Here is a 17314-nt window from a genome sequence, read left to right on the forward strand (position 1 = left end):
TATAAAATTATTTAGAAATATTATTATAGTTATTTTTGCATTTATCTTTAATAAAAGTCTAATTTGCACTTATAATGCTAGTTTTTTCTCCTAATGAGTATATATAAAGCTCATGTAGAGGTCTTGTCATTGCTACATAAAGAAGTTTTACATCAAGCTCTCTTTCTGCATAGACTTCTTTAGATACATTGGCTAATATAACCATATCAAATTCTAATCCCTTAGCTAAATAAGATGGTATTAATACCACTCCCCCACAATAATCATTCTCTACTCCAGTTATCATGGATACTTTATTTTTAATTAATTTTCTAAACACCTTACATTCTTCTAAGGTTTTGCATATTATTGCCATGGACTTGTAATTTTTTTCCTCCATGGTATCTATTCGCTTATCTATATCTTCTGCAATTTCTTTAAAGGATTTCTTTTCAAAAACCTTAACTTGCTCTCCATGACGAATTACAGGCTTTGCTTTTGGAAGTCTAGAATCTTTTAAAGTTCCTATGACTTGACTAGCTGCATCCATTATTTCCACTGTAGTTCTATAACTTTGCTCTAAGCATAGATGGGTGGAGTTATCATCTTTAAATATATATTTTGATACATGTTCCCAATCTTTGATTCCTCTATAACTATATATTCCTTGACATAAATCTCCTAGAATGGTGAAGGCTCCACTTTTAACAATTTTCTTTAATACAAACAGTTGGAATAAACTAAAATCCTGAGCTTCATCTATAACTACATGCCTAACATCTATTTTTTCTTTTAGTCCATATATAGAAATTGCCATATACATCAATGGAGCTAAATCTTCAACTTCTACTTGCCCATTATAAAGATTCTTTAATGTATTTTCTCTTAGATACTCTAAAAAATTAGCATTTATATTCTCTTCATCATACTCTTGAAGTCTTTGAAGAAAGTCTAGATAGTACTCCATAGAAGACTTCTTTTCTATTTTTAAGAAGTAGCTTTTTATTGCAGTCTTAAGCCCCTTCTTAACCTTTAAAATAACGTCGTCTCTTTCATCAATAATGGCTATTATTTTATTTCTTCTCTCTTGACAGTCCTTCATGGCAAATCTAACTTCATTTAATTTTAATTCGTAATCATCATCCACCTGCTTAAGTATTCGATGTTTTTCATTGGTGACCTTATTTATTAAACTCTTTTTTATCTCATCCATCCGTCTACCAAAAGGTAAATAATTAAAATCTCTCATAAATTTCTTTTGAATCTCATCATAGGTAAGAAGCACAAAACTATGTACTTTAAAGTCTTCCTTAGGAATAAAATTCAGTTCAACTTCCTTTAAATACCTTGTAATCATATTAGTAAATCTCAAGGAGGATTTAAAGTAGGACATTTTCTCCATTTTTTGAGCTTCCTTTGAATTATTATTTGAGTAGTTATCTATTATTTGAGATAGTTTTTCATGAGGAGAAATTAATTTGAATTTTTCTCCCACCACATCAAAGGCAAAATCTTCAAAGGTAGTTTGAGTTACATTTTCTACCCCAAGCTCTGGAAGCACCTCTGAGATATAGCTTAAAAAGAACCTATTGGGTGCTATTATCATAAAATTTTGTGGTTTCAAAGTGGCTTCATTATTGTACATAAGATAGGCTATTCTATGTAAGGCTATTGTAGTTTTTCCTCCTCCTGCAGCCCCTTGTACTATAAGTGGATTCCACATATTAGCTCTTATAACCCTATTTTGCTCTGCTTGAATAGTTGTAACAATATCTTTCAATCTGTTATCTTTACTAGATCCTAGTGCTGCTTGAAGAAATTCATCATTGGTAGTTATATCTATGTCCATTATGTCTTTAAGTCTACCTTCTTCAATGGAGTATTGCCTTTTTAAAGTTATTTCTCCATCTATTTCACCATCTACACATTCGTAGCTTGCTTCTCCAAGTCTTCCTTCATAGTATAGATTGGCTACAGGAGCTCTCCAATCTATAATAAGAAATTCATCTGTAACCTCTTTGTAAAGAGACATTTTACCGATATAATAATTTCCCTTTTTCTTTGTGTCCCCTGCTGTAAAGTCCACCCTAGCAAAGTAAGGCTTTTTTAAACTCATGTGTATATCCTTAATTTTTTGATCCAAAGTACCCTGCATTGATGTATTAATTATAAGTTCATTAAACTGCTCTGCGTTATCCGAGTTATAGTGACTGGTACTGTAGTCTACGTCTTCATCTATTCTCTTCTTCTGTTTTGATATTACATCATTGTAGGCTCTTAAATAATCAAGGGTATACTCTAAACGACCTAATTCTTCCCTGTATTCAGGATGCATAATTGTACCTCCAAAATTAAAATTTTCCTTTGGAACTGAGAATTATAAAAATTTTGGCTTTCACTCATGTATCCTATTATAATATAGGAAAATAAAAAAATAAAATTCACATCTCACCATTGTAGAGGTAGAGAAATGGATGAAAATTTCCCAAGTTTATATTTCTCTCTTTTTCTAAATTTATCTTGACTATATAACGTTTTTATTATATAGTATATATATAAGTTGTATATTAATATTAGGTTGGAGAAGTTACCCTAAAATAGTCTGTATATAATACTATTTTAAGTGGTATTTTTTATTGCTTAAAAACAAAAACCATTAATCTGTTTAGATTAATGGTTTTATTATTTATACAAATGAAGTGATTATTTCCCTAAGTAAGTATTTACTATGAAATCCACTTCTCTACCTATTTATGTACTTAACTTCACCCTGTTGTTGATTTGTTTTTTATTCATCCCCGGCTTTGTTACTTATTTTCTAAAATTTTTTAAGACAATAGTCTTATTATCATCATGAATATGAACATTTATTAAAAGCTTCTCTTTTATCATACGATTGAGATTCTTCAATACTATGTCTTCTGTTTCACCTGTAGATTTTGACATTCTTTCAATTGCGATAACCGAACTACTATCATGGTTCATTATTTCAATATACTTTTTATAGGATTTAATATACTTTTTATAATTTATTCCCCATAGAATTAAAGCAATTGATATTATTGCCAACATAGCTATTGAAGGTATTGAATCCTTATGATTCTTCATATCCCCTAAGAAAAACATTAATAAACATCCAATAATGAACATGTATCCTACAATCGAGGACAATTTCCCCATACCAACTACCTTTTTCTTCGCTTCCTCATTTGAATATTGAGTGGTCATTCCTTAAGCCTCCTTTAAAATATTTATAAAATCATTAGTAATTAAACTAACATGTGTTAATTATATTTTATATTTGCTAATTGTTCAATGATATGGGATTTAACATACATTTTCCTCAACCTTTCCATCTTTAAACTGATATATTCTATCAGCTTTAGCTATAGTTGAATACTTATGAGATACTACTATAATAGTTTTATCTCCTCTTAATTCCTCTAAAGTTCCCTTTATTAACTCTTCCGTATCACTATCTAATGCTGACGTAACTTCATCCATAATTAATATATTTGCACTGCTTAGTAGCGCTCTAGCAATGGCTATTCTCTGCTTTTGTCCCCCTGAAATGTTTTCCCCTAGCTCATCTAATACGGTTGCATAACCATTATCCATAGCCATTATAAATTCATGAGCATTAGCCATTTTACTAGCATCTTTAACATCTTCCATAGTAGCATTTTGATTTCCATATCTTATATTTTCTTCTATAGTTCCACTGAATAAGTGACAATCTTGAGGCACATAGGCTATATTATTTCTAAATTCCCGCAGAGATAAACTATTTTTATTTACCCCATTTATAATTATATCCCCACTAACGCCATTATAAAAACCCAGTAATATTTTTATGAAAGTGCTCTTTCCACAGCCACTTTCTCCTACTATACCTATAAATTCTCCAGGCTCAATAGTCATTGATATTCCTTCTAGGATATTTACATTAGATTCATAACTAAAAGTTAAATCTTTTATTTTTATTTCTCCTAAGTGATTTTTATTCAGCTTTTCTCCTTCAACTTTCTCATCATCCTCCAAACACATATCTAAAAGGTTAAATAACCTATCTACGGAAGGAATTGATTTCTGTATTCCTCCTAAAAATGAAGATATATTCTGAAATAAAAAGCTAGCATTTCCTTGAAGGTGTATAATAGCTAGAACAGTTCCTATATCTGTATGCCCTATAAATACCATATAAATCCCAATAGCTAGTAATCCTATTCTATTTAAATAACTATAAAAGGTATTAGCCGTAGACAACAAACTCATAAATTTCTCTCTACCTACATAACTCTTTCTTATTTCATTGCTGATATCCTCATATTTATCATAAAAATGCTGTTCGCTACTACCCATTTTTATATCCACAAAACCTTCTTCAATATCAATTATATTTTCAGTGGCTATACTGTTACACTGTTGATATCGGTGTCCCCATATTTTCACTCTTTTACTTATAAGATAATTTACATAAACAGAAGATAATCCTAAAAATACAGCTATGGCTGCTAAAATTAAGTTCATGGACACCATTGCTACTATAGCAACACTTCCGTGTATAATAGCAAAGGTTAAATTACGAAGGTGCTCCATATATATTGCCTCTACATTATCTATATCTTTAGTTAAAGTTGTCATTATATCTCCTGAACTTTTATCCTCAAAGTCTCTTACCCCTAAATTTTCCACATGATTAAAAGCCACAACCTTAATTTCACCCATGATATCTCTTACACAATGATTGCATATTCTTTTAAACATTGGCTGAATTATGAAAGCTAATAAAAATGAGCCTATGGCTATAATAAGAGCATTTCTCAGCAACCGAATATCCCCATTTGCTATACCATTAACTACATTTTTCATTATGAAAGCTAATACAATGTTATAACATATAGAGGTAAGTGCAGAATCTCCTATCATTGTAAATCCATATAACCATATCCTTTTTTTTATAAAATATAAAGCTCTAACTAGGTTATTTTTATGCAGTTTCGCTTTCATCACTACTCCTCACCTCTTTTTTAAGTAGCCCTTTATCCATCCTCATAACCCTATGATCCTCTTCAATTATTTCCATCCTATGGGTTACAATCAATGAAGCTTTATCCTGGCATATATCTTTTAAGGATTCCTTTATATATTTTTCATTCTCCACATTAAGGGCTGAAGTCGGTTCATCTAAGATAAAAATATCTCCATTTTTTAATATTGCTCTGGCAAAGGCTATCCTTTGGACTTGACCTCCAGATAGCTTTAATCCGCCTTCACCTATAATTGTGTTATATCCCAATGGAAGTTCTTCTATAAATTCATGAGCCCTTGCTAATTTAGCTACTCTTTTTATAGCTTCTCTATTTACTTTCTGAGCCATAGAGATATTTTCTTCAACAGTCCCCTTAAATATATATGGGTTTTGAGGTACATAGGATATATATTTCCTAATATCCTTTAGGGAACTATTCTTTAATTCCTTACCCATTACATAAAATTCTCCCTGGTAACCACTATATAATCCACATAACAGCTTAATAAATGTGGATTTTCCTCCTCCGCTTTCACCAATTATTCCAACATGCTGACCTAATTTTTCTTTAAAACTTATATTATTTAATATTTTTTCTCCCTCTCCATATTGAAAGGATAGATTTTCAACTTGTAGTACATAGTCACTTTCTTCTAGTTTTAATCCCTCTTTATTTTTGCACTCCAGCTCTTCCTTTTCTATTTCTATAAACTCTAGTATATTTTCTATAGCTGGAATAGCTTCCTTCGCTTTTTTCTTTATGTCTAGCAGGCTTTCGATAGGTCCAAAAATATACCATATAATACTTGTACTAGCTAAAAGCTGTCCTAGAGTTATTTCATTATTCATAGCAAGATACCCTCCATATAAAGGTATTACCAGCTGAGGAATATATCTTAAGATTAAAAATACTCTTATTAGATTAGTATTAACTCTATCTATTTCCTTACCTTTAGAAACTAAATTATTTATTATATTCTTATATTTATTCAAAAAAACTTCTTGAAGGTTAAAGGCCTTTATGGTACAAAATCCTTTTATGGCATCTTTTGCAATAGCATTCACTTTATCATTTTCATATATTAATTCCTTTGCATTTTGCTGCAGTGGCTTAGATATTCTATCAAACACTAAGGATGATATGGGAATTAGGATACAACTTATTATTAATAACTTTACATTTATTGTGCTCATGTAAAATAAAGCCACTAAAAAAACTATTGGATTTATAACTATGTCTGGAATCCTTCCTATGAATTCTTGAACTATATCAATCTGGTTATTAAAAATAGATATAATATGTGCAGAATGATATTTCTCCTTAGTCTTTAGAGATGTATTCAAAAGTGCATCTACTATTAAATTTCTTATCCTATAGGAAAAATTTCCTTTATACCTTAATCCAACATAATCATTAACATAAAAGACTAGTGTTGCTAATATTATTATTGTAACCGTAACTGGCATATATGCTGCGAAACTTCTTACATCTCTGCTGTTAATGGTATCAGTGATAGTTGCTATTATATACACTATATAGATGGATAATAGAGATTCTCCTCCCTGAAAAAAAACTTTTGCGATAATTAAACCTCTTTCTGCTTTTAATAAACCACCTAATTTAGAAAAACTTTTTAACCTCATATAAACCTCTCCTTAAATTAACATTAGATAATTTTCGAATGTTATTATATTCCTTCAGCCCTTTCATGCACATGTACTTAAAATGCTGTAGTTTAATATAGTGTTAATAAAGATGCATATTCTTTTGAAAGGATTTGTAAATAATATTATACATCTTTAAGATTTCACTATATTTAGACACAGACATAAAATAAATCTATATACAATATTCCATGGCTTTTTCAAACCACTGCCTAAGTTTTTCCTTATTAAGGCTATAATAAAATCTGTGCTCATATCTCTCAAAATCAACTATATCTAATTCTTGTAATATTGTTAGATGATAAGATGCTGTGGGTGCTGTCATCTTCATCTTTTCCGCTATTTCATTTACATAAGCTGGCTCTTTTTTTAATATTTCAATTATCTCTAGTCTTCTTTTATCCCCTACTGCTTTAAGAAATTCCAAAATTTTATCCCTATCTTCTTTTCCTTGAACAAAACTTTTAGCTTCATAGCCTAAAATAAGCCATTCATCTATTCCATCATTTTTAGCCCAATAATCTGAACCCCAAAATTTGCTATAACTTATATGAATGTTTAAGTTCTCCTCAAAGGCATTTATGTCCTTTGAAGAATATTTTCTAAGAAAAGCATTTTTATCCTTACTAAGCTCTCTTTTATAACCTTCTATATATTCACTGATTTCCTCTTCAATTTCTATAACTATATTCTGATAAACCTTGTCATAGAAACTTTTAAGAAGCATACAATACCTCTGTTTAACTTCCTCAGCATTTTCTATGCATTCTATTATTTTATTTTTTCTATCTAGATCTTCAAATTTCAATGCTTTAATTACATTTAAGAGACCTTCTAAAGTATTTTTCATTGTCCCCCATCCATTTAACGTTTCTATAGGCTTGTTATTAACTTCATAAAAAGCATACTCCACAACTCTAGATAACATAGTAATTTCATCACTTTTTTCAATGATATCTATAAGTTCTTTTACCTCTAAGACCTGTGGATTTCTATATATATATCCAGAATATATTAACTGACCCACTCCATCACAAAGGTTGTTGCCCTTTTGAAAGAAGTATTTTAACTCCCATTTTATATAACTTGATAAATTATTTAAAATTTTCTCTCTTCTCTCTTTAAAATTTTCTATGCCAAATCCACTTTCTGCTGGCAAATCCATATCCTCTAGGGCTAAGTATGCTAATATATATTGAAACTCCCATATTCGATTAAAAGTAATATTAATATTCTTATTCATAAATCCACCACCAACATTTTATATTTATCTAAACATAACAAGTTTTAATTTTTATCTAATGTTAGAATATTACTAAGACCAAATCTTGTCAATACTTTTAGTAAATTTTAGTATTTATTTAATGTAGTTATTTATTAAACCACTCTCTTATAATTCTAGTCATGGCTAATTTATTCTCTTCTAGTTGGATTATTCTATTTACGTTGGCCCCTGAAGGATGAGGAAAACCATTAACTATTTGATTTTTGTTTATAATTTTTTTATCAATTAAAACCTCAAATACCTCTTCAACAGCTCTTCCTAATGGTATTATAAGTAATTCTTCTAAATTCTCTAATTCACTTATAAAATTTTCATATACATAACTCATTAAAAAATCATTCTTTATTAATTTAGGACTATGCCCAGAATAATTTTTTCCCTTTATAAAAATAGGATAAGGTACCAATGATATTGTATGCAAAAGATAATCCTCTTCTTCAAACAGCTCTCTACAACTTTCTATATTCAATACCTTATTTAAATTTATATCATCTAACATAGTTATTATATTCTTCCTCATGGCTCCACTAAATCGCCCTGCAACTTTGCACTTATATCTAATATTTTCTATAGGCTCCTGTTTTTCTATACACACTCTAGCTGTATTTATAGCTGTACTCATCTGTTGAAAACCTGGTGTAATACCAACCACAAAAATCTTCGCCTTATGATTTACATACTCATTATGAGGTGAATAATATATCTCTATATATCCATTTCTTTCAATTAAAAAATCTTCATTTATAATATCTTCTCTAGTATATCTCTCCTTTAAGGGTAACTTTTTTATTATTTCTATGTATTCCTCTAAATACTTCTTCATAGCTTCAATTCCTTTCTAATAAAAATTTACTCTGCTCTAGAATAAACTTATCATTGAATAATTATGTTTTAAAAATAAAAATCGCACACCAGTTTAGTATACGATTTTAACATTTCCCCTCTTTAATACTTATGTTCAGCTTTATAAATTCGTCCCTAATTTATATGCTTCTTCGAGAGCTTTTTTATCCTCTGAAACAGGACCATTTCCTGAGCTTGCACCATAATGATGAACAAATTCAATTCCTAAATAAGCCGTCATAGATTTTAAACTATTTATCACATTTACAGCTCCAGAAGATATTTCATCTTCATCGCCAAAGGTAGTTAATAATACAATTCTCTTTCCTTCCCATTCGCTATTATCAAAAACATATAATCTATCTATAAAGGTTTTTAACTGTGCTGACATGTTCCACCAATAAATAGGTGTAGATAAAACTATCACATCTGAACTTATCACTAATTCAACTAGCTCATTCATATTATCTTTTATAATACATTTACGCATATTTCCTCTTTTACAGCTATCACACCCTCTACACCCTTGAATTTGCTTTTCTTGAAGAAATACACTATTTATATCTACTTCATTATATTTTTCCTTTACCCCATTTAAATATTCTCCTACTAGAGTAGCTGTGTTCCCTTTTTTATTAGGACTTCCCATTACAGATAATACTTTCATTTTTTCTTCCCCCTCAAAACAATTAAATTTTAACTTATCATATTTTAAATATATTTATGCATACTTATACATAATATTACAAATAAGTTATATAAAAACATACTTATTAATATACTATTCATGGAAACATGCTAATAAATAACTTATTGTAAATTTTATGTAAATATATGAATTTTTATACATTAACCTGCTATAATATATTTATTAAAACCTTTTTCACAAACTATAAACTTCAAGAAAATCCTCATTAGAAGGGTAACTCTATTAATGGAGCTACCCTTTTACCTTATCCATATTTTTATTCTAAATATTTCTTATATTATTGTTGTAATTTTAAGGTTAAATATTTCTTTAACGTGTCTACATGCATTGGATAAAAACTATTTTCATTACCTTCCAGCATATATTTTAATTCTTTAAGAGATATCCATCTAATATTTCTACTTTCATTGGTCCTTTTTAAAAGTTCCCCCTTAGTCTTACAAATAAATATCTGTACCATTATAGGATATTCCTCAGATAAATTTTGAGAACAGCTAAAAGGTGTGTAATTCATAACTTTATATCCATTGGCTTCAAAAATACTTACATCTTTTTCACCGCTAATTTCTATGACTTCTAGTCCTGTTTCTTCATATATTTCTCTTCTTAAAGTATCGAATATATTTTCAAACTCTCTAATCTTACCTGCTGGAATTTCAATCAAACCTTCCTCAGCCTTTGCTTCCGCCTTAAATCTATCTTGAATTAATATATACTCAACATCATCTATTGTTTTTTCAATGATGCCTCCAACACCCGACTTTGCAAACTTTTCCATAAAAATCCCTCCACATCTCTTAGATTACTCTAATGATCTCTTATCTTTAAAGTTTCTCTAGCATACTTCTCTATACTCACATCAATCTCCTCTATAACATTAACAATTCTTAGATTAATTCGTATACACAAAAGTGGTAAGTTTAAAAACTTACCACCTGTTAAAAATCTTTTTTATATTAGTAAACCAAGATATAAAATACTATATAGCTTAATCTTTATTTTATTGATTCTGCAATTTTAATTAATTCATTCTTATTAATATTACCTTTACCTGATAAGAAATATATAACTTCTGGGGATTCCCAAGAGATCCTCCTATTATCAACTATTACTGCATCAACTCCATTTATCTTAACCTCTTCTATCTTTCCATCAGTTCCATCTGAAGAGCCTGTTTCCTCACAATTCTCTCTTAGCTGCATGTACAATTCCTTACCCTTATCATTAGTAAAATATAGACTTGCATATTTACTATTTTTAACTTCCCCACCTGTTTTATAAAATGTAGCTCTATCAAATTTATATCCTTCTGGCAAGTAAGTAGGTAAATTAACCTTAAAACTAGTATATTGATTTATTTCATTAGCATCTTTAATTATTAAATTTTTATTTTTTTCTATTTCCTTTTCTTCCTCAGCAGTTATTATCTTACCATCTTCAAAATATGCAATTTTTTCTCCGTTAGCCGTATACATATCTTCTTTTGCATTTTCCTCTGTGAATATTTCTATAGGATTTCCGTTCTTATCAAAAATTTTACCTTTATACTCACTTGGTACAGGTATTTTATCTATTTTTGGAGACTCATATTGGATAAATGAGGTATTTCCTAAAGATATTGTTTTTATGACTTTATCTATTAACTCTTTTGCATAAGATGGTTGCATAAAAGATATACTTAATCCCCCTATTAATGCTAATGATGCTACCATAGCTCCAATACGTCTGCTTCTACTTGATTTTTTCATACTATCACAACTCCTATTTTCCTCTTTTATAATCTTTTTAAGCATATATTCTTTATTGCTTTTACTACTAAAATCTAAATTCCCTAGCTCTTTACCCAAATCAACAAGTTCTCTATATTCTAAAGGTTTTTTACTATCTTTATCTTCTATTCCACTAAAATAAGCATCCATTTCTACCGAGAATTTATCTTCAATATTTCTATTTCTCATATCTATATAACACCCTCCAATTCCTTTTTCAGTTTTCTCATTGAACGATAAAGTATTACTCCAACGTTACTTTCTGTAATATTCATCACCTGTGCAATTTCTTTATTTTTCAAATTTCCTCCGAATTTAAGTCCAACTATATTCCTTTCTCTTTTATCTAAAGTATTTACCGCCTTTAACAGTTGTGAATTAGTTTCAGAAGTAACTATAATATCCTCTGGATTTTTTTCTCTTGATATTAACTCCATAATTGTATCCAGTGAAAAAATTTTTTGTTTCTTTATACTTCTAAAATGATCATTAACCATATTTCTTGCTATCGTAAAAATCCATACTTCAAAAGGTGCCTTTTTTTCAGAATATGTTTCCATTTTAATTAATACTTTTTTAAAAACTTCACTGGTTAAATCTTCTGTTATATTTCTATCATTAATCCGATAATATATATAGTTATAGACTCTCTTATAGTAGATTTCAAAAATATGAGCAAAATTTTCTTCTTTACTTAAAGATTCAACATCTATTTCACATACTGCATTTGATGCATTATCTAAAACAAATTGCTCCATGTTTTTAAAACCTCCCTTCTTTTTTACTTAGCTAAGTACTTTCATTAGTTAATACGTGGTTTTATATATTCCATTACAAATTTTTTACTTATTAAATTAAATTATCATGTTATTGTAAATTTTATCATACTGTTATAACTAAGTACCGTATATAATAATCTGCTTTTTTCAATTATATATAATAAAAAACTTAGTAAGGAGGCACTCTTTATGGATTTGTTAGTTGTTCTTTTATGTTTAGTTCCTATATTTGAATTTGTAAATACTAAAAATATAAAAAAATTACTTTATATTCCTTTGATATTATACTTTCTTTGCGGAACCCCTATATTGGAGAAACTACAGGTTAGCAAACTTTTGTTAATATCTTACTTAATTATAGGTTGCATAATTACCTTTACCATCATATATAATGATTCTAAAATTTTACAACCTAAAAAATAATATATACCTTCTAATATTAAATAAAAAAGTTTTATTGACACTTCTATATTTTTGTTATAATATATTGGAAATATATACATTTAAAAGCATTGATGAGAAATAGTAGGATTAGTGTAATTTTAAAGAGAGGCTTCGGTTGGTGGAAGAAGCAAGATGAACTAATTTGAATACCTCTCTGAGCTGAACTCCAAAAGATAACACCCAGTAGGAGGTTTCCCAGTTGCATAGGTTATAATGCAGGGTATTACTAGATACTTTAATAAGCTATAACACAGCTCTCGTTAACAGATCTACGATACTTTCAAAGATTGTTATTGTGAGATAGCAATGAATTAAGGTGGTAACACGTGATTAACCTCTCGTCCTTTCTAAGTGAAAGGATGGGAGTTTTTTTATATTCAAAATTAAATTCAAATTAATGATTAAAGAGGTGATTTTAAAATGACAACTAATTTATTTGAAATTTTAAAGGAGAGAGGTTACATTTATCAAGCTACCCATGAAGATAAAATAAAAGAGACACTAAATGGTGACCCTATAACCTTTTACCTTGGCATAGATCCTACTGCCGACAGTCTTCATATAGGGCATTTCTTTGCTCTTATGATGTTTAGATATCTACAAGATGCTGGTCATAGGGGAATCTTAGTAATTGGTGGCGCCACAGCTCTTATTGGAGATCCAAGTGGAAAAAGTGATATGCGAAAGATGCTTTCAAAGGAGGAAGTTAAGCATAATTTAGAAGAAGTTAAGGAATTGGCTAAAAGATTTATAAAAACGGATGAAGACAATCCAGCAATTATCCTAAATAATGCCGATTGGATAAATCCTTGTAGCTTTGTTGATTTTATGAGAGATATAGGAGTGCATTTTAATATAAGCAGAATGCTTACTGCTGATGCATATGCAAAGAGACTTGAAGAGGGTGGCCTCACCTTCTTAGAAATGGGATATATGCTTATGCAATCCTATGATTTTGTTTCTCTAAATAAAAATTATGGCTGTAAACTACAAATTGGTGGAAGTGATCAATGGGGAAATATTGTAGGTGGCATAAACCTTCTTAGAAAACTTAATTATGTAAATGAAGATGATTCTGATGAAATCTATGGATTAACCTGTCCCCTTCTAATGACTAAGGAAGGAAGCAAAATGGGTAAAACTGAAAGTGGAACCTTATGGGTAGCAAGGGAAAAAACCACAGTATTTGATTTTTATCAATACTTCTACAATGTAAAAGATGAAGATACAGAACCTCTACTAAGATTATTTACTAGAGTTCCTTTAGATAAAATAACTAAACTATGTAATGAAGATATAATATCAGCTAAAAAATTGATGGCATATGAAATTACGAAGCTTGTTCATGGTGAGGAAGAGGCTGAAAAGGTTATTAAAGCTGTTGAAGCTTTATTTAATAGTGGAATTCCCACAGATAATACTCCAAAGGTTGAGTTAGCTAAAGCCCTTCTAGCTAAAGGCATGAATATACTAGATTTATTAACACTAACTAACTTTCTACCTTCTAAATCAGAAGCCAGAAGAATGATTCAACAAGGAGGTATTCATGTAAATAATATAAAAATCTTAAATACTCAGCATATCATTGCTCTAGAGGATTTAGATGAAGATTTTATTATTTTGAAAAGAGGGAAGAAAAACTTCTTGAAGGTCATTTTTATAAATTAAAATTTAATATAAAAACAATGACTGACATATAGGTGTCAGCCATTGTTTTTTATAATAGATTTATAGAATAAATTAAGGAGTGATTTTTATGAATATAGGTGTTCTTTATTATGATGGGTTCTGTGAATTCGAACTAGTTCTAACCCTGCTTCAATTTTCTAAAGAGAATGTTTTTTCTGTTGCTTTAGAAGATCGAGTATATATAAGCGAGGAAAAGCAAAAATATCTACCTGATAAAACCTTAGATTCCTTAAATCCTGATGATATTGATCTTTTTATAATTACCGGTGGCGATCCTTCCCCACTCTTTCATAATACAGTTCTCAAAAATTTTCTTACTACCTTAAATGAAAAGAAAAAATACATTGCTGGTATTTGTGGTGGAACCTCCCTTATGGCAAGCTTTGGAATCCTTGATAAGAAAAAGTGTACTGGTTCCTCTTCTGGAATCGCACCTGATGACGAAGATATAGCTTTATTTCACAATGCCATTATAGTTAATGAAGATGTAGTGGTTGATTCAAATATAATAACCTCAACAGGTCAAGCATTTATAGAGTTTTCTATAGAACTTGGAAAACTTATGAATCAATATAAAAATCATGAAGAAGCTTTAAGCGACTATAAGTGGCTTAAAAATATTAAAGATTAAACAACTTATAAGTTAATATATAGATTTCAATGACGAAACTACATTATACAAATAGGCTTAAATATAAAATTAGATTAATTAGAACTTCATATTATTCCTGTTCAACCGTTTCGGAAACTTGATTTACTAAGTCTCTATTCAAGTAAAAAACTAAAAGACAACAACTCGCTTCACTCGAACAAGTTGTCTTTCTTAACGCTTTTTACTTTCATAGAAACTAAGTAAATCTAAGGTTCCTGCAAATGGTATTCACAGAAATAATATGAAGTTCAATTTAAACAGTTTATAAAAGAAAAGCCTATTTGTATAATGTAGAAACTTAATTACAACTTATATATAAAGTTAATAGCTAAAGGAGTGAAAAATAATGCTTATAGATAGTCATGCACATTTATATTCAGAGAGATTTGATAGAGATAGGGAATCCCTTATTAGAGAACTAAAAGATGATGGCCTTGAACTAGTTATTGTACCTGGTACCTCTATAGAAAGTTCAATTAAAGCAGTTGAGTTATCAAAGAAATATAGAAATTTATATGCTACTGTTGGTATTCATCCAAATAATACCGATGAAATGGATTATGGTACAATAGATGCTTTAAGAAAACTCTCCATTAATAATAAAGTTGTTGCCATAGGAGAATGTGGTCTGGATTATCATTATGACTATTCTCCAAAGGAAGTTCAACAAAAATGGTTTATAGAACAAATAAGATTGTCAAAGGAATTAAAATTACCTGTGGTAGTCCATGATCGTGAAGCTAATATTGATACTTATAATATTCTAAAATCAGAGCAAGATGGAAATTTGACTGGAGTACTACACTGTTATTCAGGAGATTTAGAGTTAGCAAGAAAATATATAGCTATGGGATTTTATCTGTCTATAGCGGGTCCAATAACCTATAGAAGTGCTACTAAACTTAAAGAGGTTGCTAAGGAAATTCCTCTTGAATATTTATTAATTGAAACTGATTGCCCTTGTCTAACTCCTTCCGATGTTGGTCGAAAAAGAAATCAACCTTTATATGTGCAGTATGTTGCAGGAACAATTGCAGAATTAAAAAGAATCTCCTTTGAAAAGGTTGCAATACAAACTAACAAAAATACAAAAAAACTTTTTAGAATTAATATTTAGACAAGGCTTTGTTTTAATATAGTGTTGATAATGAACTATATATTATTACTTGCAAACCGTTTCGAAAGCTTGATTTACTAAGGCTCTATTCAAGTAAAAATCTAAAATACAACAACTCGCTTCTCTCGAACAAGTTGTATTTCTTAACGCTTTTCACTTTCATATAGCCTAAGTAAATCTAATCTTCCTGCAAATGGTTTGCTTCGCAATAATATATACTTCTAATATCAACAATCGTTTAAAACAAAGCCTTGTATAAAAATCCTATTGACTCCTCTATATAATTGGAGCTTTAATTATAGGTAGTAATTAATATTTTTGAAAGGTGGACACGTTAAAAATAACGTAACTTATTTATGAGAGTGAATAGATTATTATCCATTTTATTAATTATTTCTAACAAAGGTACTGTTACAGGTCAAGAACTTTCAGAACATTTTGAAGTTTCCTTAAGAACAATATATAGAGATATAGAAAAGATAAGTGAAGCTGGTGTTCCTATTGCCTCTATTGGTGGAAAAGGTGGGGGCTTTTATATAATGGAAAACTATAATCTAAATAATCTATTTCTAGACAAAAGTGAACTTCAAGCCTTAATGCCTTTAGTAGATAGTTATAAGCTCCTATTCGGTAAAAATACACAGTTTAATGATATGGCTTTAAAACTAGAAAATATTTTTGAAAAAGAAAAATGTGGCCAAGATAACCTTATTATAAACATGTCTCACTTTAATATGGAAGATGATCTTAAGGAATATTTATTTTTAATTAATAAATCTATTGAAGAATGCAGATTGTTAGAGTTTGACTATATAAACAGACGAATGGAATACTCAAAGAGAACCGCAGAGCCAATTCAGATAACCTTTAAGTATGGTCAGTGGTACCTAGTTGCCTTTTGCCATAATAGAAATGATTATAGGAAATTTAAATTATTAAGAATGAGAAATCTTAAACTAGGAAATAACTTTATTAAAAATCCAATTTCCAAGGATGAAATATATAAAGCTCTAGATAGTGGGTACAATAAAAAAAGCATTAAAGTTGCACTAAAATTTTCTCCTAGAATAAAGGAGCATTTACTTGAGCATTTCTCCAAAGCTGCAATTAAAACTATGGATGATGGCAATTTACTAGTAGAAGACTATTTTCCCTATGAAGAAGGGTTGATTAAATATCTTTTAAACTTTGGAAAGGATTGTGAAATTCTTGAACCCGAATATCTAAGAATCGAAATAGAAGCTTATTTGAAAGAAATATTGAAAAAATACACCTAGCCTAAGGTGTATTTTAAAATTTTATTTCCTACATTTTAATATTTATTTAGGCCCTTTTTTTAAATATTGAAGTC

At 29.3% G+C, this 17314-nt stretch carries 14 protein-coding genes and 1 other annotated feature; of the genes, 4 read left to right on the top strand and 10 right to left on the bottom strand.

The features are described 5' to 3' along the window. Nucleotides 1–58: 58 nt before the first annotated feature. The 10 genes from helD to ACI48Q_RS17960 all read right to left on the bottom strand — a co-directional run bounded on the left by helD (nucleotide 59) and on the right by ACI48Q_RS17960 (nucleotide 12040). Nucleotides 59–2314: an RNA polymerase recycling motor HelD gene (helD, locus tag ACI48Q_RS17915; protein ID WP_474920484.1), complete on the bottom strand. Its 2256-nt coding sequence runs from the start codon at nucleotides 2312–2314 to the stop codon at nucleotides 59–61. Between the two features lie 476 nt (nucleotides 2315–2790). After that, nucleotides 2791–3207 carry a hypothetical protein gene (locus ACI48Q_RS17920; RefSeq protein WP_474920485.1) on the bottom strand — a complete coding sequence of 139 codons (417 nt, stop codon included), beginning with the start codon at nucleotides 3205–3207 and terminating at the stop codon, nucleotides 2791–2793. A gap of 99 nt (nucleotides 3208–3306) precedes the next feature. Next, nucleotides 3307–4989, bottom strand: coding sequence for an ABC transporter ATP-binding protein (locus tag ACI48Q_RS17925; RefSeq protein WP_474920486.1), 1683 nt, complete (start codon nucleotides 4987–4989; stop codon nucleotides 3307–3309). Further along, nucleotides 4970–6655 (bottom strand): ABC transporter ATP-binding protein, encoded by a 1686-nt coding sequence (locus ACI48Q_RS17930; protein ID WP_474920487.1) that lies wholly within the window; start codon nucleotides 6653–6655, stop codon nucleotides 4970–4972. Before ACI48Q_RS17930 ends, ACI48Q_RS17925 begins: the two co-directional genes overlap by 20 nt. Nucleotides 6656–6851: 196 nt before the next feature. Then, on the bottom strand, nucleotides 6852–7919 hold the full coding sequence (locus ACI48Q_RS17935; RefSeq protein ID WP_474920488.1) for an ArsR/SmtB family transcription factor: 1068 nt from the start codon (nucleotides 7917–7919) through the stop codon (nucleotides 6852–6854). A 127-nt stretch (nucleotides 7920–8046) separates the two neighbouring features. Continuing rightward, nucleotides 8047–8784 carry a hypothetical protein gene (locus ACI48Q_RS17940; protein WP_474920489.1) on the bottom strand — a complete coding sequence of 246 codons (738 nt, stop codon included), beginning with the start codon at nucleotides 8782–8784 and terminating at the stop codon, nucleotides 8047–8049. A gap of 141 nt (nucleotides 8785–8925) precedes the next feature. Then, nucleotides 8926–9471, bottom strand: coding sequence for a flavodoxin family protein (locus ACI48Q_RS17945; protein ID WP_474920490.1), 546 nt, complete (start codon nucleotides 9469–9471; stop codon nucleotides 8926–8928). 319 nt (nucleotides 9472–9790) lie between these two features. Further along, a complete protein-coding gene (locus ACI48Q_RS17950; protein ID WP_474920491.1) occupies nucleotides 9791–10291 on the bottom strand; it encodes an NUDIX hydrolase in 501 nt (166 codons plus the stop codon). 217 nt (nucleotides 10292–10508) lie between these two features. Next, a complete protein-coding gene (locus tag ACI48Q_RS17955) occupies nucleotides 10509–11471 on the bottom strand; it encodes a DUF4367 domain-containing protein (RefSeq protein ID WP_474920492.1) in 963 nt (320 codons plus the stop codon). A gap of 2 nt (nucleotides 11472–11473) precedes the next feature. After that, nucleotides 11474–12040 carry a sigma-70 family RNA polymerase sigma factor gene (locus ACI48Q_RS17960; protein ID WP_474920493.1) on the bottom strand — a complete coding sequence of 189 codons (567 nt, stop codon included), beginning with the start codon at nucleotides 12038–12040 and terminating at the stop codon, nucleotides 11474–11476. A gap of 524 nt (nucleotides 12041–12564) precedes the next feature. Further along, nucleotides 12565–12854, top strand: a binding site (T-box leader). A gap of 71 nt (nucleotides 12855–12925) precedes the next feature. Between ACI48Q_RS17960 and tyrS the strand changes: the two genes are divergently transcribed. The 4 genes from tyrS (at nucleotide 12926) to ACI48Q_RS17980 (ending at nucleotide 17240) form a co-directional block, all read left to right on the top strand. Next, nucleotides 12926–14173, top strand: coding sequence for a tyrosine--tRNA ligase (gene tyrS / locus ACI48Q_RS17965; RefSeq protein WP_474920494.1), 1248 nt, complete (start codon nucleotides 12926–12928; stop codon nucleotides 14171–14173). A gap of 88 nt (nucleotides 14174–14261) precedes the next feature. After that, nucleotides 14262–14825: a DJ-1/PfpI family protein gene (locus tag ACI48Q_RS17970; protein ID WP_474920495.1), complete on the top strand. Its 564-nt coding sequence runs from the start codon at nucleotides 14262–14264 to the stop codon at nucleotides 14823–14825. A gap of 367 nt (nucleotides 14826–15192) precedes the next feature. Continuing rightward, entirely contained in the window at nucleotides 15193–15963 is a 771-nt protein-coding gene (locus ACI48Q_RS17975; RefSeq protein ID WP_474920496.1) for a TatD family hydrolase, read from the top strand. A 356-nt stretch (nucleotides 15964–16319) separates the two neighbouring features. Then, nucleotides 16320–17240 (top strand): helix-turn-helix transcriptional regulator, encoded by a 921-nt coding sequence (locus ACI48Q_RS17980; RefSeq protein WP_474920497.1) that lies wholly within the window; start codon nucleotides 16320–16322, stop codon nucleotides 17238–17240. Nucleotides 17241–17314 lie beyond the last annotated feature (74 nt).

Source organism: Clostridium sp. LXY-7 (assembly GCF_056172015.1).